21 protein-coding genes are annotated in these 20,967 nt (G+C 62.4%); 8 read left to right on the top strand and 13 right to left on the bottom strand.

The annotated features are described in order from the left end of the window. Nucleotides 1-34: 34 nt before the first annotated feature. The 4 genes from pabB to J3P94_RS19485 all read right to left on the bottom strand — a co-directional run bounded on the left by pabB (nucleotide 35) and on the right by J3P94_RS19485 (nucleotide 4,622). Nucleotides 35-1,378: an aminodeoxychorismate synthase component I gene (pabB, locus tag J3P94_RS19500; protein ID WP_434569300.1), complete on the bottom strand. Its 1,344-nt coding sequence runs from the start codon at nucleotides 1,376-1,378 to the stop codon at nucleotides 35-37. Between the two features lie 183 nt (nucleotides 1,379-1,561). Next, entirely contained in the window at nucleotides 1,562-2,548 is a 987-nt protein-coding gene (locus J3P94_RS19495) for an alpha-L-glutamate ligase-like protein (RefSeq protein ID WP_305495988.1), read from the bottom strand. Beyond that, complete coding sequence (locus J3P94_RS19490; protein WP_039593717.1) at nucleotides 2,548-4,080, bottom strand: inactive transglutaminase family protein; 1,533 nt, start codon at nucleotides 4,078-4,080, stop codon at nucleotides 2,548-2,550. The genes J3P94_RS19495 and J3P94_RS19490 overlap by 1 nt, the downstream gene beginning before the upstream one ends. Nucleotides 4,081-4,085: 5 nt before the next feature. Beyond that, nucleotides 4,086-4,622: an ATP-dependent zinc protease family protein gene (locus tag J3P94_RS19485; RefSeq protein WP_305495987.1), complete on the bottom strand. Its 537-nt coding sequence runs from the start codon at nucleotides 4,620-4,622 to the stop codon at nucleotides 4,086-4,088. 280 nt (nucleotides 4,623-4,902) lie between these two features. Between J3P94_RS19485 and J3P94_RS19480 the strand changes: the two genes are divergently transcribed. The 5 genes from J3P94_RS19480 (at nucleotide 4,903) to prpF (ending at nucleotide 11,701) form a co-directional block, all read left to right on the top strand. Further along, a complete protein-coding gene (locus J3P94_RS19480) occupies nucleotides 4,903-5,616 on the top strand; it encodes a GntR family transcriptional regulator (protein WP_434569299.1) in 714 nt (237 codons plus the stop codon). Beyond that, complete coding sequence (gene prpB / locus J3P94_RS19475) at nucleotides 5,613-6,503, top strand: methylisocitrate lyase (protein ID WP_434569298.1); 891 nt, start codon at nucleotides 5,613-5,615, stop codon at nucleotides 6,501-6,503. Before J3P94_RS19480 ends, prpB begins: the two co-directional genes overlap by 4 nt. Before the next feature lie 41 nt (nucleotides 6,504-6,544). Beyond that, entirely contained in the window at nucleotides 6,545-7,672 is a 1,128-nt protein-coding gene (gene prpC, locus J3P94_RS19470) for a bifunctional 2-methylcitrate synthase/citrate synthase (protein ID WP_305495984.1), read from the top strand. A gap of 193 nt (nucleotides 7,673-7,865) precedes the next feature. Continuing rightward, a complete protein-coding gene (gene acnD / locus J3P94_RS19465) occupies nucleotides 7,866-10,457 on the top strand; it encodes a Fe/S-dependent 2-methylisocitrate dehydratase AcnD (RefSeq protein ID WP_434569297.1) in 2,592 nt (863 codons plus the stop codon). Nucleotides 10,458-10,510: 53 nt separating this feature from the next. After that, nucleotides 10,511-11,701, top strand: coding sequence for a 2-methylaconitate cis-trans isomerase PrpF (prpF, locus tag J3P94_RS19460; protein WP_434569296.1), 1,191 nt, complete (start codon nucleotides 10,511-10,513; stop codon nucleotides 11,699-11,701). 811 nt (nucleotides 11,702-12,512) lie between these two features. Here the strand turns inward: prpF and J3P94_RS19455 are convergent. From J3P94_RS19455 to soxR, 9 genes are all read right to left on the bottom strand, one after another. Then, a complete protein-coding gene (locus J3P94_RS19455; RefSeq protein WP_434569295.1) occupies nucleotides 12,513-13,406 on the bottom strand; it encodes a metal ABC transporter solute-binding protein, Zn/Mn family in 894 nt (297 codons plus the stop codon). Next, on the bottom strand, nucleotides 13,407-14,306 hold the full coding sequence (locus tag J3P94_RS19450) for a metal ABC transporter permease (protein WP_434569294.1): 900 nt from the start codon (nucleotides 14,304-14,306) through the stop codon (nucleotides 13,407-13,409). Continuing rightward, nucleotides 14,306-15,058, bottom strand: coding sequence for a metal ABC transporter ATP-binding protein (locus J3P94_RS19445; RefSeq protein WP_434569293.1), 753 nt, complete (start codon nucleotides 15,056-15,058; stop codon nucleotides 14,306-14,308). The genes J3P94_RS19450 and J3P94_RS19445 overlap by 1 nt, the downstream gene beginning before the upstream one ends. Beyond that, entirely contained in the window at nucleotides 15,055-15,984 is a 930-nt protein-coding gene (locus J3P94_RS19440) for a metal ABC transporter substrate-binding protein (RefSeq protein WP_434569292.1), read from the bottom strand. Before J3P94_RS19440 ends, J3P94_RS19445 begins: the two co-directional genes overlap by 4 nt. 35 nt (nucleotides 15,985-16,019) lie before the next feature. Beyond that, nucleotides 16,020-16,595 (bottom strand): DUF6162 family protein, encoded by a 576-nt coding sequence (locus J3P94_RS19435; RefSeq protein WP_434569291.1) that lies wholly within the window; start codon nucleotides 16,593-16,595, stop codon nucleotides 16,020-16,022. Next, nucleotides 16,592-16,918: a hypothetical protein gene (locus J3P94_RS19430; RefSeq protein WP_434569290.1), complete on the bottom strand. Its 327-nt coding sequence runs from the start codon at nucleotides 16,916-16,918 to the stop codon at nucleotides 16,592-16,594. Before J3P94_RS19430 ends, J3P94_RS19435 begins: the two co-directional genes overlap by 4 nt. Further along, nucleotides 16,915-17,457 (bottom strand): thiamine pyrophosphate-binding protein, encoded by a 543-nt coding sequence (locus J3P94_RS19425; protein ID WP_434569289.1) that lies wholly within the window; start codon nucleotides 17,455-17,457, stop codon nucleotides 16,915-16,917. The genes J3P94_RS19430 and J3P94_RS19425 overlap by 4 nt, the downstream gene beginning before the upstream one ends. Further along, nucleotides 17,454-18,668, bottom strand: a complete 1,215-nt coding sequence (locus tag J3P94_RS19420) for a PepSY-associated TM helix domain-containing protein (protein ID WP_434569288.1) — start codon at nucleotides 18,666-18,668, stop codon at nucleotides 17,454-17,456. Before J3P94_RS19420 ends, J3P94_RS19425 begins: the two co-directional genes overlap by 4 nt. A gap of 281 nt (nucleotides 18,669-18,949) precedes the next feature. After that, entirely contained in the window at nucleotides 18,950-19,402 is a 453-nt protein-coding gene (soxR, locus tag J3P94_RS19415) for a redox-sensitive transcriptional activator SoxR (protein ID WP_434569287.1), read from the bottom strand. A gap of 92 nt (nucleotides 19,403-19,494) precedes the next feature. On the opposite strand from soxR, the gene J3P94_RS19410 reads away from it, so the two are divergent. The 3 genes from J3P94_RS19410 to J3P94_RS19400 all read left to right on the top strand — a co-directional run bounded on the left by J3P94_RS19410 (nucleotide 19,495) and on the right by J3P94_RS19400 (nucleotide 20,951). Then, nucleotides 19,495-19,908: an antibiotic biosynthesis monooxygenase gene (locus tag J3P94_RS19410; protein ID WP_434569286.1), complete on the top strand. Its 414-nt coding sequence runs from the start codon at nucleotides 19,495-19,497 to the stop codon at nucleotides 19,906-19,908. A gap of 65 nt (nucleotides 19,909-19,973) precedes the next feature. Then, nucleotides 19,974-20,240, top strand: a complete 267-nt coding sequence (locus tag J3P94_RS19405; protein WP_434569285.1) for a hypothetical protein — start codon at nucleotides 19,974-19,976, stop codon at nucleotides 20,238-20,240. Between the two features lie 96 nt (nucleotides 20,241-20,336). Continuing rightward, nucleotides 20,337-20,951, top strand: a complete 615-nt coding sequence (locus tag J3P94_RS19400) for a LysE family translocator (RefSeq protein ID WP_434569284.1) — start codon at nucleotides 20,337-20,339, stop codon at nucleotides 20,949-20,951. Nucleotides 20,952-20,967 lie beyond the last annotated feature (16 nt).

Here is a 20,967-nt window from a genome sequence, read left to right as displayed (position 1 = left end):
CCCACAAGGTCCTGTATCAGGTCTTGGACCTTATTCAGAGGTTCTGCAAGGTTTCCAGCAACACCCTCACCTTGGTCATCGACTCCTGATACTCCGCCTGCCAATCCGAATCCGCGACGATCCCGCCGCCACCCCAGCAACATACCTGCCCGTCCTTGACCAGCAAGCTGCGGATGGCGATGGAGCTGTCCATCTCCCCGCGCACATCGAGGTACAGCAACGAGCCGCAATACAGACCGCGTCGGGTCGGTTCGAGCTCGTCAATGATCTGCATGGCACGGATCTTCGGCGCGCCGGTGATCGAGCCGCCGGGAAAGCTGTCGGCGATCAGGTCCAGGGCGTCCTTGTCGTCCGCCAGTTCGCCAGTCACGCTGCTGACCAGGTGATGGACGTTCGGGTAGCTTTCCAGACTGAACAATTCCGGCACCCGCACCGAGCCGATGCGGCAGGTGCGGCCCAAGTCGTTGCGCAGCAAGTCGACGATCATCAGGTTCTCGGCACGGTCCTTGGGGCTGGCCAGCAGCTCGGCGGCGTGGGCCGCGTCGTCTTCGGGCGTCGTGCCGCGAGGGCGGGTGCCCTTGATCGGACGGGTTTCGACGTGACCTTCACTGACCTGGACGAAGCGTTCGGGCGACAGGCTCAGCACCGCACCGCCCTCCGGCAGGCTCTGGAAGCCGGAAAACGGCGTCGGGCAAGCCGCCCGCAGCGCCTGGTAAGCGGCCCACGCATCGCCCTGGCACGGCGCGCGAAAGCGTTGGGCAAAGTTGACCTGATAACAGTCGCCGGCCTGGATATACGCCTGGATACGCTCGAATGCCTGTCGATAGGCTTCAGCGTCGAGATCGGGCGCCATCGGGCCGTCCAGACTGAACGAGGAGAGAGGCACCGAGGTTAGCTGACTGAACAGCTCGATCAAGCGTTGGCGTTGGTTTTCGCCGCAATGGGGATGGAAGACCAATTGGCTTGTGCGAGTCTGGTGATCGGTGACCAGTGCCCAGTCGTACACGCCAAAACGCGCGTCCGGCAGTTGCAGATCGTCCTTGGCGCAGGACGGCAGGGCTTCGAGGCGTCGGCCGAAGTCGTAACTCAAATAACCGATCAGGCCACCGGCGAAGGGCAATTGCACGGTGGCTGGTAATTCGGCGTGGCCCAGTTGCGTCAGCTGTATCCGAAGACGTTGCAGGAAATCGCTGCCACTCTCTTCCGGCAATACCGCCAGTTGCTTCAGCGGCCAGGCGCTGAGCAAGTCATAACGCCCGCGCTCGGCGCTCGGCCGGCCACTGTCGAGCAGCACGCTGCCGGGGGCATGACGGATCGCCGCGAAATACTCGGCGGGGTTGGCGCGGTAGGGCAGAGGGTGTACGAAGCAGGTTGGCATGGGCGGGGCGGGTCGGCCGTTCAGGCGGGGTGGCGATTGTAATCCCCTGTAGGATTTGCTCCTAGGGGGATGTCGGTATTGAACATCTGAAGGCGCATGGAACCCTGTGGCGAGGGAGCAAGCTCCCTAGCCACAGGGTTCAACTTTTGACCCTCGACTTTCTTCCCCCTTCAAACCTCAGCCTCACCCCTCAACCGGCGGAATATGCCCGAACAATTCCTGGGCAAACGCCACCCGCTCTTCCACGGTTTCGGTGACGCCCCTGGCCTTGAGCTCTTCTAGGCGTGCTTCCACGGCGTGGGTGCGCAGGGTCAGGCCGCAGTCGTTGGCGATCTGGATGTTCAGCCCTGGGCGGGCGTTCAGTTCCAGGATCAACGGGCCTTTTTCCTGGTCCAGCACCATGTCGACGCCGATGTAGCCCAGCCCGCACAGTTCATAACAACCGGCGGCCAGTTTCATGAAGCCGTCCCAATAGGGCAGTTGCACGCCATCCACCGCGTTGGTGGTGTCGGGGTGCTTGGTGATGATGTTGTTCAGCCAGGTACCGCGCAAGGTCAGGCCGGTGGCGAGGTCGACGCCGACGCCGATGGCGCCCTGGTGCAGGTTGGCCTTGCCGCCGGACTGGCGGGTCGGCAAGCGCAGCATGGCCATCACCGGATAGCCCATCAGCACGATGATGCGGATATCCGGTACGCCTTCGTAGCTGATGCTCTTGAAGATCTGGTCCGGGGTCACGCGGTACTCGATCAGCGCCCGGTCACGGTGCCCGCCGAGGGAGTACAGGCCGGTGAGGATGCTGGAGATGTGGTGCTCGATTTCCTCGTGGCTGATGATCTTCCCGGACACGGTTCGATAGCGGCCCTCGAAGCGGTCGGCAATAACGATGATGCCGTCACCGCCGGCGCCCTGGGCCGGCTTGATAACGAAGTCGGTGCGTCCGCCGATGATCCCGTCGAGCTTGTCGATTTCCTTCTCGGTGGAGATCACCCCGTACAGCTCCGGCACGTGAATGCCGGCCGCGATAGCCCGTTCCTTGGTGATGATCTTGTCATCGACGATCGGGTAAAGGCTGCGCTTGTTGTACTTGAGCACATAATCGGCATTACGCCGGTTGATGCCCATGATGCCCCGTGCTTCCAGGGCCTTCCAGGTCTTCCAGAGGCCGAACATCAGGAATCAGCCTTGACGAAAGCCTTGAACCGCACCAGCTCGGTCAGGCGGTAGCCGCGATAACGACCCATGGCCAGCATGAAACCCACCAGGATCAGCAGGATCGCCGGGAACGTGAACACGAAGTACACCAGCTCCGGCACGCTCATGATCAGGTGCGCCAGGGATGCGGCGAACAGGGTGCCGATGGCGACTTTCATCGCATGGCCGGCGCCGCGCTCTTCCCAGGTGATGGACAGGCGTTCGATGGTCATGGTCAGGATCACCATTGGGAACAATGCCACCGACAGGCCACGCTCCAGGCCCAGCTTATGGCTGAACAGGCTGATGGCGGCGATCAGCACCACCACGAACGTCAGCACCACCGAAAGCCTCGGCAGCATTTGCAGCTTGAGATGCTCCAGGTAGGAACGCAGCGACAGGCCCAGAGTAGTGATCACCGTGAACAGGATGATGCCGAAGCCCAGTTGGGTTTCGCGGAAGGCCAGGGCGATCAGCACCGGGGTGAACGTCCCGAGGGTCTGCAGGCCGATCAGGTTGCGCAACACCAGGATCACCAGCACGCCGATCGGGATCATCACCATGATCATGAAGGTCTGCTGGGTTTGCAGCGGCAGGCCGTAGAGCGAGTATTCGAGGAAGTTGGCGTCGGTGTTCTCGTCCGTCAGCTTGGCCAGGCGAATGGCGTTCATTTCGCTGTTGTTCATGCTGAACGTGACGGTGGCTTTCTTGCCGCCATCGACGGTGATCAGGTTTTCATCGCCGGTCCACCACAGCAGGCGGTCGGTGGGCAGGCCTTGCTCGCCGGTGTCGGGGTTGAAGTACAGCCAGTCGGTGCCGTTGAAGCTGCGCAGCCAAAGCTCGGGCGTCTGCGGCTGGTCGGCCACCAGGCGGATGGTGTGGACCTTCTCGACCGGCACGTGGGCAATGGACAGTACCAGTTCGACGATTCTGGCCTTGTTGCTCGAAGACGGGTCGCCGGCCAGCAACAGCTTGACGTTGTCGTCGTTGAGGTTGTTGACCCGCTTGATGGCTTCGCTGATGAACGTTTCGACGTCGGCCGAATGCTGGCGGATCGGTGCCAGCAGCGCTTCGGCGGCGAGTTTTTCCGGCCCTTCGACGGCGATGCTGTCGCGGAAGGTCGGGCCCTTGACCTTGGTTTTCTCGGCGCTGTAGCGCTTGGTCAGCACCAGGCGGTAATAAAGGGTCTGGTTGCCCTTGGCGCGCCGGGCCGACCACGTCACCTTGCGGTTGCCGTCGACGCGGTTCACCGCTACGCCGTAATTGTTGGAGATGAAGCTCTCGTTGAGGCTGACGTAATCGCGGCTCAGGGGCGGCACGAACATCTGGATCTTCACCGGGTCCTTGGCGTTGGGCACGAACTCGACCTTGGCATCGATATTCCACAGGTCATCGGTGGCGTCTTCGGTCACCGGGATGCCGAGCACGAAAATCTGATAGGCCGTCACTGACAGGCCCAGCACCACCAGGATGGCGATCAGCATTTTCAGATGGAGGGTAAGGGAGCGCATTGGAATTACTCTGCGGTATGAGCGGCATTGGCGCAGGCGGGTTTGCCGGCAGCGTATTTGAGACTGGGGTCGACCAGCGCGTCGAAACGCTTGAGCGCTTCGGAGCCGATCAGCAACGGGTATTGGAAGGCGCTACGGTCGGTCAGGTTCACTTCGATGCTGCGCAGGGCCGAGCCCATGCAGATATCCAGTTCGATGACCGGCCGGGCCGTGTATTTCTTGCCTTCTTCCGGGTCGTAGTCACCGGCGCGGCGCTTGATCTTGCTGACCCGGGCCAGCGGGCGTTCGATGGGGTGCGAATGGGCCGCGTCGATGGCCAGGTAGAAACGCACCCAGGATTCGCCGTTGCGCTTGAAACGCTTGATGTCACGGGCGCTGAGGGAGGCGGTCTTGGCACCGGTGTCGAGCTTGGCCGCGACCTCCAGGTCAATGCCCTGCAGGGCTGCATATTCGTTGAGGCCGTACACGGTTTTTTCACCCGCCGCGGCAATCCCTGGCAGGCAGATAAAGCATAGGGCGGCAGATAAGGGCTTGAGTGTCATAGATCCTGGTGCGCAGCGTTCCGTTTTTCGGTTCAGGCCCTGGCATTACTGCACAAGCTCCCTAGGTTGCCTTCTCTATATAGGGAGAGCGGCAATTGCGGCGGCATTCTAGCACGGTGGTTTTCTGACGCCACCGCTGGCCGGAGGCTACGACACTTCGAAACGAGGGGTTATGTCTGGGACCGTTATTAGACGATTGTCGACAATCCATATTTTTGTTTTGACGTTAAGGGTGTCGAAGGGTAGTTTTTGCCGTATTGATTTTAAAGGTGTCGACAATATGCTCGATCAGCTCGAAACGCCGGTCCTCGTCCAGGAAGATGCCGAGACGCTGTCCGAGAACGTCTTCCGGCGTATCCAGGCCGCCATCGTCAAGGGTGAAATTGCCCCCGGCAGCAAGATCTCCGAGCCCGAGCTGGCCCGCACCTACGGCATCAGTCGCGGGCCGCTGCGCGAGGCGATCCATCGCCTGGAAGGCCAGCGGCTGCTGGTGCGCATTCCCCATGTTGGCGCGCGGGTGGTCTCGCTGAGCCATGCCGAGCTGCTGGAACTCTACGAAATTCGCGAATCCCTGGAGGGCATGGCCTGTCGCCTTGCGGCGGAGCGCATGACCCAGGAAGAAATCGACGAACTGCGTCGGGTGCTAGAAACCCACGAGCGCGATGCGGCGTTCCAGGCCGGCGTCGGTTATTACCAGCAGGAAGGCGATTTCGACTTCCACTACCGGATCATCCAGGGCAGCGGCAATCGCACCCTCACCCAAATGCTCTGCGGCGAGCTGTATCAACTGGTGCGTATGTACCGCATCCAGTTTTCCACCACGCCGAACCGTCCGCGCCAGGCTTTTGCCGAGCACCACCGGATTCTCGACGCCATCGCCGACCGTGACGGCGAACTGGCCGAATTATTGATGCGCCGGCACATCGGCGCCTCCAAACGCAACATTGCGCGTCATTTCCAGGACAGCGCCGCCACTCAACGAGGTGAGTCATGAGTTCCAGCAAGAGCACGCCAGGCCAGCGTTTTCGCGATGCGGTCGCCGCCGAGCATCCATTGCAAGTGGTCGGCACCATCAACGCCAACCATGCGCTGCTGGCCAAGCGCGCCGGCTTCAAGGCGATCTACCTGTCGGGTGGCGGCGTGGCGGCCGGTTCCCTCGGCGTGCCGGACCTGGGCATCACCGGCCTGGATGACGTGCTCACCGATGTGCGCCGCATCACCGACGTGTGCGACCTGCCGCTGCTGGTGGACGTGGACACCGGCTTCGGCTCCTCGGCGTTCAACGTGGCGCGCACGGTCAAGTCGATGAGCAAGTTCGGCGCGGCGGCGATTCACATCGAGGACCAGGTCGGCGCCAAGCGTTGCGGCCATCGGCCGAACAAGGAAATCGTCTCGCAACAAGAGATGGTCGATCGCATCAAGGCTGCCGTCGACGCCCGTACCGATGACAGTTTTGTGATCATGGCGCGTACCGATGCGTTGGCAGTGGAAGGCCTGGAGTCGGCCCTGGATCGCGCCGCCGCGTGCATCGAAGCCGGTGCCGACATGATCTTCCCGGAAGCGATCACTGAACTCGACATGTACAAGCTGTTCGCCAGCCGCGTGAAAGCGCCGATCCTGGCCAACATCACCGAATTCGGCGCGACCCCGCTCTACACCACCGAACAACTCGCCGGGGCCGACGTTTCCCTGGTGCTGTACCCGCTGTCGGCGTTCCGTGCGATGAACAAGGCCGCCGAAAATGTCTACACCGCCATCCGTCGCGATGGCACCCAGCAGAACGTCATCGACACCATGCAGACCCGCATGGAGCTTTACGATCGCATCGACTACCACACCTTCGAGCAGAAGCTCGACGCGTTGTTCGCCGCGAAAAAGTAAGGCGCGACTCCCTACAAATCCAAGAAAATGGAGACAGCAACATGGCCGAAGCAAAAGTACTCAGTGGCGCCGGGCTCCGTGGCCAGGTGGCCGGACAAACCGCCTTGTCCACCGTGGGCCAGTCAGGCGCCGGGCTGACCTATCGCGGCTACGACGTTCGCGACCTGGCGGCTGACGCGCAATTCGAAGAGGTGGCCTACTTGCTGCTGTACGGCGAGCTGCCGACCCAGGCTCAGTTGGACGCTTACACGGGCAAACTGCGCCAGTTGCGCGACCTGCCCCAAGCCTTGAAAGAAGTGCTGGAACGCATTCCCGCCGACGCCCATCCGATGGATGTGATGCGCACGGGCTGCTCGTTCCTCGGCAACCTGGAGCCCGAGCAGGATTTCTCCCAGCAGCACGACAAGACCGATCGTCTACTGGCCGCGTTCCCGGCGATCATGTGCTACTGGTATCGCTTCAGCCACGAAGGCCAGCGCATCGAATGCGTAACCGACGAAGTCTCCATTGGCGGCCACTTCCTGCATCTGCTGCACGGCAAAAAGCCGAGCGAGCTGCACGTCAAGGTGATGAACGTATCGCTGATCCTCTACGCCGAGCATGAGTTCAACGCCTCGACCTTTACCGCGCGGGTTTGTGCTTCGACATTGTCCGACCTGTTCTCCTGCATCACCGCTGCCATCGGCTCGCTGCGCGGCCCGTTGCACGGCGGCGCCAACGAGGCGGCGATGGAAATGATCGAGCGCTTCAGCTCGCCGCAAGAAGCCATCGAGGGCACCCTCGGCATGCTCGCGCGCAAGGACAAGATCATGGGCTTCGGCCATGCCATCTATAAGGACAACGACCCGCGCAACGAGGTGATCAAGGGCTGGTCGAAAAAGCTCGCCGATGAAGTCGGCGACACGGTGCTGTTCCCGGTTTCCGAAGCTATCGACAAGACCATGTGGGAGCAGAAGAAACTGTTCCCCAACGCCGATTTCTACCATGCCTCGGCGTACCACTTCATGGGCATCCCGACCAAGCTGTTCACGCCGATCTTCGTCTGCTCGCGCCTGACCGGCTGGGCCGCCCATGTGTTCGAACAACGCGCCAACAACCGCATCATCCGACCTAGCGCCGAATACACCGGCGTCGAACAGCGCAAGTTCGTGCCAATCGAACAACGCTGAGCTGGAGGGTTAGCCGCAGGTACTGGATCACCCCGAAACCCTGTGGGAGCGAGCTTGCTCGCGATTGCGCACTGACATTCAACATCGATGTCGACGGATACACCGCTATCGCGAGCAAGCTCGCTCCCACAGGGGTCGGGGGTGTTTCAAGGCCGGCCACCCTCCTGAAACCACCGTGACCCGAGTCCTGACGATGAACACAGAATTTCGCAAACCGCTGCCCGGCACTTCGCTGGATTATTTTGACGTTCGCGCGGCCGTGGATGGCATTCGGCCTGGCGCCTACGATGGCCTGCCGTACACCTCCCGCGTGCTGGCGGAAAACCTCGTGCGCCGCTGCGATCCGGCGACGCTGCGCGAATCGCTGCTGCAACTGATCGAGCGTAAGCGCGACCTGGACTTCCCTTGGTTCCCGGCACGCGTGGTCTGCCATGACATCCTCGGCCAGACCGCATTGGTCGACCTGGCCGGACTGCGCGACGCCATCGCCCTGCAAGGCGGCGACCCGGCGCAGGTCAATCCGGTGGTGCCGACCCAACTGATCGTCGACCACTCGTTGGCGGTAGAGAGCGCCGGTTTTGATCCGCAGGCGTTCGCCAAGAACCGCGCCATCGAAGACCGCCGCAACGAAGACCGCTTCCACTTCATCAACTGGACCAAAAAGGCCTTCAAGAACGTCGACGTGATCCCGCCGGGCAACGGGATCATGCACCAGATCAACCTGGAGAAAATGTCTCCCGTCATCCAGCAGCGTGACGGCGTGGCGTTCCCCGACACTTGCGTAGGCACCGACAGCCACACGCCTCACGTCGATGCCCTGGGCGTGATCGCCATCGGCGTCGGTGGCCTGGAAGCCGAAAGCGTCATGCTCGGTCGCGCCTCGTGGATGCGCCTGCCGGAAATCATCGGCGTCGAGCTGACCGGCAAGTTGCAACCGGGCATCACTGCCACCGACATGGTGCTGGCGCTGACCGAATTCCTGCGCAAGCAGAAAGTCGTCGGGGCCTGGCTGGAGTTCTTCGGCGAAGGCGCCCGCGCCCTGACCCTGGGGGATCGCGCGACGATCTCCAACATGGCCCCGGAATACGGCGCCACGGCAGCGATGTTCCATATCGATCAGCAAACGATCGATTACCTGAAACTCACCGGCCGCGAAGACCAGCAAGTGCAGTTGGTCGAACATTACGCCAAGACCACCGGCCTCTGGGCCGACAGCCTGGAAGGCGCGTTATATGAGCGCGGTCTGACCTTCGACCTGTCCTCGGTGGTGCGCAACATGGCCGGTCCGAGCAACCCGCACGCCCGTGTCGCGGTGTCCGATCTGGCTGCCAAAGGCATTTCTGGCCAATGGGACGATGTGCCCGGGCAAATGCCCGACGGCGCGGTGATCATCGCGGCGATCACCAGTTGCACCAACACCAGCAATCCGCGCAACGTGATCGCCGCCGGTTTGCTGGCGCGCAACGCCAATCGCCTGGGCCTGGCGCGCAAGCCGTGGGTCAAGTCATCCCTCGCACCAGGCTCGAAAACCGTCGCGTTGTACCTGGATGAAGCGGGCCTGACGTCTGAACTTGAGCAACTGGGTTTTGGCGTGGTCGCGTTCGCCTGTACTACTTGCAACGGCATGTCCGGCGCGCTGGACCCGGTGATCCAGCAGGAAATCATCGACCGTGACCTGTACGCCACCGCCGTCTTGTCGGGTAACCGCAACTTCGACGGGCGTATTCACCCGTACGCCAAGCAGGCGTTCCTGGCGTCGCCGCCATTGGTGGTGGCTTATGCCATCGCCGGGACCATCCGTTTCGACATCGAGAAGGATGTGTTGGGTGTGGTGGACGGTCAGGAAATCCGCCTCAAGGACATCTGGCCGAGCGACGAGGAAATCGACGCGGTGGTCAAGGCTTCGGTGAAACCCGAGCAGTTCCGCCAGGTGTACATCCCGATGTTCGCCATCCAGGAAGACACCGGGCCGAAAATGACCCCGCTGTACGACTGGCGCCCGCAAAGCACCTATATCCGGCGTCCGCCATATTGGGAAGGCGCATTGGCCGGTGCGCGGCCGCTCAAGGGCATGCGTCCGCTGGCGGTGCTGCCGGACAACATCACCACCGATCACCTGTCGCCGTCCAACGCCATCATGCTCGACAGTGCCGCGGGTGAATACCTGGCGAAAATGGGCCTGCCGGAAGAAGACTTCAACTCCTACGCGACCCACCGCGGCGATCACCTGACCGCCCAGCGCGCAACCTTCGCCAATCCGAAACTGTTCAACGAAATGGTCGTTGAGGACGGCAAGGTCAAGCAGGGCTCCCTGGCTCGGGTCGAACCGGAAGGCAAGGTCATGCGCATGTGGGAAGCCATCGAAACCTACATGGAACGCAAGCAGCCGCTGATCATCATCGCCGGCGCCGACTACGGCCAGGGTTCGTCCCGGGACTGGGCTGCCAAGGGCGTGCGCCTGGCCGGTGTCGAGGCGATCGTCGCCGAAGGTTTCGAGCGCATCCACCGCACCAACCTGGTGGGCATGGGCGTGTTGCCGCTGGAGTTCAAACCCGGCACGGATCGCAAGACGCTTGGCATCGACGGCAGCGAAGTCTATGACGTGATCGGCGAGCGCACCCCGCGGGCGACGCTGACCCTGGTCATCACGCGCAAAAATGCTGAACGCGTCGAAGTGCCGGTGACCTGCCGCCTCGATACCGCCGAGGAAGTGTCGATCTATGAAGCCGGGGGCGTGCTGCAACGCTTCGCCCAGGATTTCCTTGAATCGGCGATTGCCGTTTAAATCGCTCGGGTGGCCGGTTTTCTGGCCACCCTTTTTTTCAGGAGTTGGAGCACATGGCTCACTCGCCTCAAATCAAGATCCCCGCGACCTATATGCGTGGCGGCACCAGCAAAGGCGTGTTCTTCAGCCTGCAAGACCTGCCCGAAGCGGCGCGCGTTCCCGGCCCGGCCCGGGATGCGCTGCTGCTGCGGGTGATCGGTAGCCCCGATCCGTACGAAAAGCAGATCGATGGCATGGGCGGTGCGACGTCCAGCACCAGCAAGACCGTGATCCTGTCCAAGAGCACCCGGGCCGATCACGACGTCGATTACCTGTTCGGCCAGGTGTCCATCGACAAGCCGTTCGTGGACTGGAGCGGCAACTGCGGCAACCTGTCGGCGGCGGTGGGGGCGTTTGCCATCGGGAGCGGTCTGGTGGATGCCAGCCGTATCCCGCAGAACGGTATGGCCGTGGTGCGGATCTGGCAGGCGAACATCGGCAAGACGATCATCGCCCATATACCGATCACCGACGGCGCGGTGCAGGAAACCGGTGACTTCGAACTCGACGGCGTGACCTTTCCGGCCGCTGAAGTGCAGCTGGAGTTCATGGACCCGGCGGCCGAGGAAGAGGGCGGCGGTGGTTCGATGTTTCCTACCGGCAACCTGGTGGACGACCTGGAAGTGCCCGGTGTCGGCAAGCTCAAGGCGACGCTGATCAACGCAGGCATTCCGACGATATTCGTCAACGCCCGGGATGTCGGTTACACCGGCACCGAATTGCAGGGCGCCATCAACGGCGATCCCAAGGCGCTGGCGATGTTTGAAACGATTCGTGCCCATGGCGCGTTGCGCATGGGCCTGATCAAGCACCTGGACGAAGCTGCCCAGCGCCAGCACACGCCGAAAGTCGCGTTCGTCGCGCCGCCGGCGGATTACCTTTCATCCAGCGGTAAAACCGTGGCGGCGGGTGACGTCGACTTGCTGGTTCGGGCGTTGTCCATGGGCAAGCTGCACCACGCCATGATGGGCACCGCCGCTGTCGCTATCGGCACCGCCGCGGCGATTTCCGGCACCCTGGTCAACCTCGCGGCCGGTGGCGTCGAACGCAACGCGGTGCGCTTCGGTCACCCGTCCGGCACCTTGCGCGTCGGCGCCGAGGCGAGCGTAGTCAATGGCGAATGGACCGTGAAAAAAGCCATGATGAGCCGCAGCGCGCGGGTGTTGATGGAAGGGTTTGTGCGGGTGCCGGGGGATGTGTTCTAACTCGTTGCTTGAGAAATAACACAAAACCTGTGGGAGCGAGCCTGCTCGCGAAAGCGGTGTGTCAACTGGCATTGATGTTGGATGTGCCGGCGCCTTCGCGAGCAGGCTCGCTCCCACAGGGGATTTCCAGCGGGCCCGGAATCCAGGTCCGCCCTCAATCAAAATGTGGGAGCGAGCCTGCTCGCGAAAGCGGTGTGTCAGTTGGCATTGATGGTGGATGTGTCGACGCCTTCGCGAGCAGGCTCGCTCCCACAGGGGATTTCCAGCGGGCCCGGAATCTTGGGGCCGTCCTCAATCAAAATGTGGGAGCGAGCCTGCTCGCGAAAGCGGTGTGTCAGTTGGTATTGATGGTGGATGCGCCGGCGCCTTCGCGAGCAGGCTCGCTCCCACAAGGGATGCCCAGTGGGCCCGGAATCCTGGGGCCGTCCTCAATCAAAATGTGGGAGCGAGCCTGCTCGCGAAAGCGGTGTGTCAACTGGCATTGATGTTGGATGTGCCGGCGCCTTCGCGAGCAGGCTCGCTCCCACAGGGGATTTCCAGCGGGCCCGGAATCCAGGTCCGCCCTCAATCAAAATGTGGGAGCGAGCCTGCTCGCGAAAGCGGTGTGTCAGTTGGTATTGATGGTGGATGTGCCGGCGCCTTCGCGAGCAGGCTCGCTCCCACAGGGGATACCCAGTGGGCCCGGAATCCAGGTCCGCCCTCAATCAAAATGTGGGAGCGAGCCTGCTCGCGAAAGCGGTGTGTCAGTTGGCATTGATGGTGGATGTGTCGGCGCCTTCGCGAGCAGGCTCGCTCCCACAGGGGATGGCTGTCAGCCTTTCGTCAGTGCGGTGACGACCAGCCCCACGTTGTTTTCCAGTTCCGCCACCGGATCGGCACCGTCGCTGCTCAGCACCAGCAGTTGGCTACCGCCTTCGACGATGGCCGCTTTCACAGCTTCCGGCGGCTGTCGGTGATGCAGCACCAGCGCGACGTCGTTCTCCTTGAGCGTGGCTGTCAGCTGCTTCAGGGCTTCGGCTGTCCACTCGGCGTCGGGGCGGGCATCAGTGTTGATGCCATCCAGGTTCAAGCCACTGATCAAGTAACCGAAGTGCTCGCTCAGGCTGACCACGCTCAGGTTGTCAGCGCTGGCGAGGCGCTTTTCACTGTCGGCGCTGAGCTTGAGCAGGCGCTGCTTGAGTGCCGCCAGGTTGGCATCGATTTTCGGTTTGTTCGCCGGGACGAGGCGCACCAGATCAGCAGCGATCACGTCGGCCATCCGCCCCAGATTGTGGCTGGCCATCCACGGCTGGCTCGCCAGGCCGTCGGTCATGCCCGGTTGTATGGCGATGCCGGGCAGGGCGCCATCCACCGGGCGAGCAGCGTCGATTTCAACGATACGGATATTGCTGCGTCGGGCCATGGGGTACAGCGGATCGTCCGGCCAGAGCGAACGCAGCCCGATCACCGCGTCGGCCTCGCCGGCCAGCTTGCTCAGGGCCGGGGCGCCACGGCCATTGAAATAGGCGCTTTGCCGGGTGCCGGGAAGATTGTCCGGAGCGGCCCGGGCCAGGCTGACGTCGGTGCCCTTGAGCAAGGCCTCGCCCAATCCGTAGGTGACGGGCAGCGAGGCCAATAGTTGGGTCTTTTCGGCGGCCATCGACGAGGTAATCACTGCGCCGCCGAGGGCGAGAGCCCAGACCAATTGTCGTAATGAAAAAACCATTTATCCAAGATTCCCTTTCAGATGGGGGACGACGCCACGGGCGATGGCGCTCAGGGCGAAGGCGATGCCGGCCACAAGAATAATCGCGGCACCGGACGGGATCGGCAGGTCGAAAACGATCGGCGCCAGGATCCCGCATAAAGTGCTGACGGTCGCGATCAGCACCGAACACCAGAAAAAACCTTTCAACGATTGGCTGAGCAAACGTGCGGCCGCGGCCGGAATCACCAGCAACGCACCCACCAGGATCGCGCCGATGACTTTCACCGCCGCCACAGTGATCAGCGTCACCAGGACCACGAACAGATAGTCCAGCGTCTTGACCGCCACCCCGCGTACCGCCGCCAGCTGCGGGTTGAAGCTGGCAAGCATGATCCGGTTGTACAGCGGCAGCGCCAGCGCCATCACCAGCGAACCGACCACCGCCAGCACCGCGAGATCATTGCCGTTGACCGTCAGCACTGAGCCGAACAGCACGTTTTCCAGGATGTGCACATTGATCTTGCCCGCCAGGATCAGCAGCAGGCTCGCGCCCAGGGCCAGGGACACCGAGAGGAAGACGCCGATCAACGTATCCGGGGCCAGGCCGGTGCGGTTGCGCAGGTAATTGAGCAGGATGCCGAACAGCAGGCAGTAGCCGAACAGACTACCGTATGGCCCAGTGTAGGGTTCGCCGAGCAGGATGCCGACGGCCACGCCGGTCAAGGCGGCATGGCCCACCGCTTCGGAGAAAAACGCAAAGCGCTTGACCACCACCAGCGTGCCGAGGCCGCCCAGCACCGGGCCGATCAACAGCCCGGCCAGCAAGGCGTTGACCACAAAACCATAGGCCAGCGCCTCGGGCAGGTAACCGGAGGAGGCCCAACCCTGGACCATCAGGCGGAAGGCTTCATAACTCATCAGGCGGCGCTCCCGTTGGCACGTGGATGGGTCGAAAACAACGTCAGCAGCCGTTCCGGGGTCAAGGTCTGGCGCGGCGGGCCGTCGAACAACACCCGTCGATTCAGCCCGGTGACGCGATCGGCCAGACGCCCGACGGCTTCCAGGTCGTGTTCGATCCAGAGCACGGTAATGCCGTCCTGGCGCCAGTCCTGCAGCAAGCGTTCGAATACCTGGATGCCGGCCTCGTCCAAAGCCGACATGGGTTCATCCAGTACCAGCAGTTGCGGTGGCGGAATCAATCCCTGGGCCAGCAATACCCGCTGACGCTCGCCGCCGGACAGCGCGCCCATGCGCCGCTTGCGCTTGTCCTGCATGCCGACCCGCTCGAGGGCCTGACCGATGGCGCCAGCAAAATGCTTGCTCAAACCGAGGAAGGCGGGACGCCGCTGACACATGGCCGCCATGAAGTCGTCCACCGTCATGGGCAGGCCCCGGTCGAATTCCAGCGCCTGGGGCACGTAGCCGATGACACCGGGTTCGCCCGGCCATTGCAGGCTCAAGCGCCCCTGGTGCGGCATCTGTCCAAGCAAGGTCTTGATCAGCGAACTCTTGCCGCCGCCGTTGGGGCCGACCAGTGCATGGATGCTGCCGGCTTGTACCTGAAAGGCCACATTGTCGAGAATCGCGGTGCGCCCAAGATTCAGGCTGATGTCGGCGAACTCGATCATCGGGCCGACATGTTGCTGGATGAGGGGTTCCTGAGCCGTCATGCGCCGGACTCCTGGATCGCCCGTACCACGGTGTCGAGGTTGCCGGTCATTTCCTTTTCGTATTTCTCGGCGCTGTAGTCGCCGTAGGAAATGTGCGACAGCGGGTACAGCTTCACCCCCGATTCACGCTGGATGGTGTCGACGTAGGTGGATGGGAAATCCATCTCCGAGAAGATCACCTTCACGTCCAGCTCACGCAGCTGGTCGATGGTCTTTTTCAACTGGCTGGGGCTTGGCTCGATGCCGTGGGCCGGCTCGACCACGGCAGTCACTTCCAGGCCGAATTCGCGCAGCAGGTAATCGTAGGCGGCATGTACCGTGGCGACCCGCAGCTCGGCGTTCGGCGCCTGGGTCAGCTTGGCCAGGGCGGCGGCGCGCATCTGCCGCAGGCGCTTGCCGTAGGCCCGGGCGTTCTGCGTGTAGGTCTTGGCGTTGTCCGGGTCGAGCTTGCCCAGTTCCCGGGCGATGTTGTTGACCTGGGCAATGGAGGCGCTGATGGACAGGAACGTATGCGGATTGACGACTTTGCCCGCGCCCCGCGCCGCGGTTCCGGTGGCGGCGAGCAAGGGGACGTTCTCGTTGGCCTCGATCACCTTCACGTCCGGGGTTTCGCTGGCGGCGATCATGCGGTCGGCGAAATCGTCGTGACCCACGCCGTTGAGCACGATCACATCGAGCCCGCCGATGCGCTTGATGTCCTCGGCGCGGGGTTCATAGGCGTGAGGGTTGAAGCCGGCCGGGATCAACGGCACCACCTCGGCCTTGTCGCCGACGATGTTGGCCACGTAGCTGTAATAAGGGTGCAGGGTGATGCCGATGCGCAGGCGCTTGGCCGTTTCGGCGCTGGCCATTGGAGTGAACAGGCAGGCGAGCAGGCCGATCAGCAGCAGGCGCAGCAAGGGGCGGCGTGAAGGTGCAATAGACATGGGCAAGCGGTCTTCTCTGGAGTGAAGGCGTGGGGTCAATGCCGATGCTGGCGGGTTACGCCAGCGTCGAATTGCGCGACGATCTGTTGCCAGCCGGCGGCGGACAAAGCGGCGTCGTCCAACGTGGTAGGGGTGGTTGGAGGATTGCCGCGGTTGAGCCAGATGTCCGGGGACGCATCGGGCACTTCGCTGATGCGCATCAGAAAGGAGCCTGCGACGGACGGATTGGCGCTCGCGCCGAAGTAGGCTCGCGCCTTCAGCAATTGCCAGGCGTGGCCGCCGCGGCTGACGGAACTGGCGTCCTGGGCGAACGGGGCGAAGCCTTCATCGGCCAGGGCTTGCGGGCCGGGGAGGGCCGGCTCGCTCTCGCGCAGGATCCGGATCTCATCCAGTGTCACCCGCAGATCGGCATAAATGCCTTGCTCGGCGGCGCTGAGGTCGCGGCGTGCGTCCAGCTGATGGGCGTCCAGGTGGGCAACATCTCGGGTTTCGCCATGCCAGGCCACGACCGAACCGGCGCCCAGCAGGATAATCAGGCACAGCAACAATACATACAGGGTTTCGTGGCCGGCACCGGCGGGGCGGATGACCTGGGTGGTGGGTGCGCTCATGGGGCCTCGATGTCGGCTTGGTCGATTTCCACGACGTGGCCGGGGCCGGCGTCAAAAAGTACGTAGAACTCGGCGTTGGGTTTCTTGAAGGTCAACGTCGAGTCGGCGCCGAGCTTGCCGGGGACAAGGATGGTTTCGTCGTAGCCGATCACGTCCAGCGTCACTCCGGGGGCGCCGCTGCCGTCGGAAAAACCGCCAGTACACTGGATCTGTTCAGCGTCGATAGCCTTGCATTCGCACATTGGATTGTGGGCCAGGGCGCTGGTGCTCAAGCCTGCGCAGAGCAGCAGCGCCAGGCTGTTGAAAGAGGCGCGGAGGTTCATGGTCGGGCTCCTTGGGATTGCAACCAGGCGACGGTGGCCGGCGAGGCCTGGCTCAGGGGGATGGAAGCTTGATGCATCGAGCCGTCCCAGCCTTCGAGGGTGATCCACAGTTCGGCGTCTGGCTGGGTCTTTTTCGGCACCGGCAACAAGGCGCCCATGCGATAGGGCGAGCCGAAGAAAATCACCCCGGCGGCCCGCAGGCTGCGGGGCTTGCCGATACGCAGATAGGTGGCTTTAACCTCGCTGATGCAGCGCTGGCACAGGGCGGCGTTGAAGTGTTTCATCGGTCCGGCGGGGCCCTGGGTCCGTGGCGCTTCGTTGCGAAATTCCGCTAAACGCAAGCTCCAGGGGCCCACCTGGACTTCGCCGACTTCCCGCTCGCCAAGCCCGCCGTCGCCCCGGAACAACGCGGCCTCCGACAAGTACTTGGGCATGAAACCCAGGGGAATCAGCAGCAACAGCACGTTGATATGGAAGCGCCATTTATGCCAGAACTGGCCCAGGCGTGACGGTGATATTGTCGTATTGGACGGGTTCACAGGCTGCCCTCCGGTGAGTCACGGTGCAGCGAAGGCTGCAGTTGCGGCGTGGTTTGGGCTGGCCGCACAGGTTTCTGGTTGCGCTTGAGGGCGTTGGCGGTCGCCAGGGCCGTGCGTTTGGTCCAGATCAGCAGGCCGCTGAGGACCATCATGCTCAACACCAGGCCGAAGAAACACCAGATGAGCTTGATCCAGAGGCCACCGAAATCCCCGGTGTGCAGCGGGCGCATGGATTCGGTCACGAACTCCAGCGCCGTGCGGTCCGACAACAATCGGGAAGCGTCGACATCACCGTTGTAGGGATTGATGGTCGCCGTCTGGAACATCAGCGGATACCAGCCGCGTCCGCCGACTTCCAGATGGCTGTAGGCATTGCCGGGCAGACTGACGAAACTCGCTTCCAGGCCCGGGATCCGCTGCTGGGCAATTTCAATGGCGCGGTCCAGGTTCAGTTGCGGCGGAGGCGTACCACCCGTCGATAGCGGAACGTTTTCCCGGGCCACCACCGGGACGACCGGAGCACTGGAGATGGAAATGCCGTTATCGGCCAGCGTGGCCTCAATCAGGAACCAGGTGCCGGTAATGGAGATGACGGCAATGAACCAGATCGACCAGATGCCGCTGAGCCGATGGAAATCGCCCCAGAAAATGCGGGCCCCGTGGCGAATACGCAGGGTCGGGTTGAAAAATCCTTTCCAGAAACGTTTATAGACAACCAGCCCGGTCACCAACGACGCGAGCATCGGCAGGCCGAGGAAGGACACCAGGTACCAGCCCCAGCTGTAGCCGTTGGTGAACGGCACCAGCCACCAGCCATGCAATGCACGAGTGAACCCCCTGAAGTTGAAGGCCGGTGCCGAGCCCTGGATGACGCCGCTGTAGGGGTTGACGTACACAGTGTCGGGGCGACCGTCGGGGTAGGTGACCTTGACCTCCAGGGCGAAGTGCGACTCGTCCGGACGCACAATGTTTTGCACCTGAGTCAGGGGCTGGGCTTGCTTGATGGCGGCAACGACCTGGTCGTAGCTGAGCAACGGCGCATCATCGGCGGGCTTGCTGGCGCGCATTTCCGGATTGACCAGCCAGACGATCTCCTGGCTGACCACCGCCAGGGTACCGGTGACGCAAACGATCAGAACGAAAAACCAGATGGGCAACGCCAGCCAGCTGTGAACCAGGAACCAGAGTTTGGAGCGGGACTTCTTCGACATGATTGAGCGTCTTGATTCGATGAAAGGTTTCGTGTCGCGGGCTTCGCAACACCATGAAACCTGGAAAAGCCGGCCGTGGCTTTTGCCGACGCGGCCTGCTGCATCTAATTAAGACGAACGAGCAGCCGGAATCCTGAAAGGGAAGATGAAAGAAAATGTTTCGCGTTCTCGAACAGGCGCTCGGTCTTCTCGTGGCGAGGGAGCTCGCTCCCGCTGGGTCGCGCAGCGGCCCCTAGCATCTTCCACGCAACCACGGCGGGACTCATAGGCCGACAAACGTCTCAGGGTTCCAGCAAATGCGCCCCTGACCCACGCTTGCCGAGCACATCACCCTGGTTGCGCAGCGGACAATGTTCCATCGACAGGCAACCGCAGCCGATGCAACCGTCGAGCCGGTCTCGCAATGCGATCAGTTGGTTGATCCGGTCATCCAGGTTCCGGCTCCACTGCGCTGACAGGGTCTTCCAGTCGGCCGCCGTGGGCGCACGGTTGTCCGGCAGGTTTTTCAGCGCCTCGCCAATTTCCGCGAGGGGAATGCCCAGGCGCTGGGCGACTTTGATCAGCGCCACGCGCCGCAGGACGGCCCGGGGGTAACGACGTTGGTTGCCCGGGTTGCGCGTGCTTTTGATCAGGCCCTTGGTTTCATAGAAGTGCAGCGCGGTGACCGCCACGCCGCTGCGGGCGGCGACTTGGCCGACGGTCAGTTCCTTGTGAATGTTGATGGACGTCGTCACCTGAATCACCGCTTGACCTTGACTTAACTGGAGGTTTTACCCTGCAGGCCTTTGGATCGCAAGATCCGCCTTACCTGAACGGGGGACTTTTCATGCAATCGCCAAGTGGTTATCGCAGCTTCACGCAGTTGATCGAGTTCGACATCGAGCCTCAGTGGCAGCAGACGCTGGTCAACGCCCTGTCAGCGCAGACCGAGCGCCTGGCTCGTGATCATTCGGGTTTCCTCAATGCCAGTATCCAGGTTAGCGAGGACGGGCGTCGGGTGCTTAACTACCTGCAATGGCAAACCCGCGAGGCGGGTGAAGCCGCGTTCCGCAGCGTTGAGAATGGTGAGGAAAGTTTCTGGCAGTTCATCCAGGCGCATCGGTCCAAAGCGGTGACGTTTGGCTCGTTCCAGGTGCTGCGCAACATCGAGCGCAGCCTGGACGATGCGTTGCATTGCCCGTTGGTCAACCAAGCGCAACGGGAGATCCGAGAGGGCGATACCCATTATCAAAAGCGTTGATTTCTGCCGCCAAGTGCCGGCGGGTAGCCTTTGTTCATCGCCCTACTGAACATCGGACATCCGCCATGAATCGTATCCTTGCTGTCTTGTTGCTGTTGACTGTCACCGTATTGAGCGGTTGCGCTTCGTCGTCCCCGGAGCTGCGTCCTTACACCGCCGAGGAATCCCGTGAGCTGGCCCTCGAAGCCTTGAATCGCCGGGGGCTTTCGTTTGATGAATACCATGCGAAGAAAGCCGAATTGCTCGGTCCTTCGCAGAAAAACGTCGGCTTCGACGAGCGCGGCGAGATGAGCGCCGAGCAGACAGCCCAGGCACCGGGCCGGTCGAGCTGAGACTGTACCGCCAGAAGTTTTACCTAACTGTCCATGGGTTTGCGCCGGGACGTGGGGTAGGGTCAACTCCTGACTGCCCCGACGGATTGACCTGCCATGACCCTCTCGCTTGACCTGCTGCTGGGCTTCGCCCTGTTTGCCCTGGTGACCTCGATAACGCCCGGCCCCAACAACACCATGTTGCTGGCCTCAGGTGTGAATTTCGGCTTCAACCGGACCATCCCGCACATGCTCGGCATCACTTGCGGCTTCTTTTCCCTGGTCCTGGCGGTGGGCCTTGGGCTGGGCGCGGTGTTCCAGACATATCCGCTGCTCTACACCGTGCTGCGCTACGTCGGTGCGGCGTATTTGATCTACCTGGCCTGGAAAATCGCCCATTCCGGCCCTGTCTCGGACGGTGGCGCGGGGGAGAACAAGCCGATCAGCTACTGGGGCGCAGCGGCGTTCCAATGGGTCAACCCAAAGGCCTGGATCATGGCCATCGGCGCCATCAGCACCTATACGCCTCTGCAAGGTTACTTTTTCAATGTGGTGGTGATCGCGGCGGTGTTTGCGTTGATCAACCTGCCTAGCGTCAGCCTGTGGGTAGTCTGCGGCAGCCTGCTGCGCAACTTGTTGCAGGATCGCCGGTGGCTGCGTGTCTTCAACTGGGGCATGGCGCTGCTGTTGGTCGCGTCGCTGTATCCGTTGTTGCTCGAAAGCGTGAGTTAAGGGCTGAGCTTCAACG

The sequence above is a fragment of the Pseudomonas sp. Z3-8 genome (assembly GCF_051131975.1).
Lineage (GTDB): Bacteria > Pseudomonadota > Gammaproteobacteria > Pseudomonadales > Pseudomonadaceae > Aquipseudomonas.
The sequence above is the reverse complement of the archived record's forward strand: the minus strand, read 5'-3'. Positions and strand labels throughout refer to the sequence as shown.

Bases quoted from the DNA above. Each gene is read 5' to 3' on its own strand.
- J3P94_RS19485 (WP_305495987.1), bottom strand. From the start codon at position 4,622: ATGACACTCAAGCCCTTATCTGCCGCCCTATGCTTTATCTGCCTGCCA.
- J3P94_RS19400 (WP_434569284.1), top strand. From the start codon at position 20,337: ATGACCCTCTCGCTTGACCTGCTGCTGGGCTTCGCCCTGTTTGCCCTG.
- J3P94_RS19490 (WP_039593717.1), bottom strand. From the start codon at position 4,080: ATGCGCTCCCTTACCCTCCATCTGAAAATGCTGATCGCCATCCTGGTG.
- J3P94_RS19450 (WP_434569294.1), bottom strand. From the start codon at position 14,306: ATGAGTTATGAAGCCTTCCGCCTGATGGTCCAGGGTTGGGCCTCCTCC.
- J3P94_RS19420 (WP_434569288.1), bottom strand. From the start codon at position 18,668: ATGTCGAAGAAGTCCCGCTCCAAACTCTGGTTCCTGGTTCACAGCTGG.
- J3P94_RS19430 (WP_434569290.1), bottom strand. From the start codon at position 16,918: ATGAACCTCCGCGCCTCTTTCAACAGCCTGGCGCTGCTGCTCTGCGCA.
- pabB (WP_434569300.1), bottom strand. From the start codon at position 1,378: ATGCCAACCTGCTTCGTACACCCTCTGCCCTACCGCGCCAACCCCGCC.
- J3P94_RS19455 (WP_434569295.1), bottom strand. From the start codon at position 13,406: ATGGTTTTTTCATTACGACAATTGGTCTGGGCTCTCGCCCTCGGCGGC.
- prpC (WP_305495984.1), top strand. From the start codon at position 6,545: ATGGCCGAAGCAAAAGTACTCAGTGGCGCCGGGCTCCGTGGCCAGGTG.
- J3P94_RS19445 (WP_434569293.1), bottom strand. From the start codon at position 15,058: ATGACGGCTCAGGAACCCCTCATCCAGCAACATGTCGGCCCGATGATC.
- prpF (WP_434569296.1), top strand. From the start codon at position 10,511: ATGGCTCACTCGCCTCAAATCAAGATCCCCGCGACCTATATGCGTGGC.
- J3P94_RS19480 (WP_434569299.1), top strand. From the start codon at position 4,903: ATGCTCGATCAGCTCGAAACGCCGGTCCTCGTCCAGGAAGATGCCGAG.
- J3P94_RS19405 (WP_434569285.1), top strand. From the start codon at position 19,974: ATGAATCGTATCCTTGCTGTCTTGTTGCTGTTGACTGTCACCGTATTG.
- J3P94_RS19435 (WP_434569291.1), bottom strand. From the start codon at position 16,595: ATGAGCGCACCCACCACCCAGGTCATCCGCCCCGCCGGTGCCGGCCAC.
- prpB (WP_434569298.1), top strand. From the start codon at position 5,613: ATGAGTTCCAGCAAGAGCACGCCAGGCCAGCGTTTTCGCGATGCGGTC.
- J3P94_RS19495 (WP_305495988.1), bottom strand. From the start codon at position 2,548: ATGTTCGGCCTCTGGAAGACCTGGAAGGCCCTGGAAGCACGGGGCATC.
- J3P94_RS19440 (WP_434569292.1), bottom strand. From the start codon at position 15,984: ATGTCTATTGCACCTTCACGCCGCCCCTTGCTGCGCCTGCTGCTGATC.
- J3P94_RS19410 (WP_434569286.1), top strand. From the start codon at position 19,495: ATGCAATCGCCAAGTGGTTATCGCAGCTTCACGCAGTTGATCGAGTTC.
- acnD (WP_434569297.1), top strand. From the start codon at position 7,866: ATGAACACAGAATTTCGCAAACCGCTGCCCGGCACTTCGCTGGATTAT.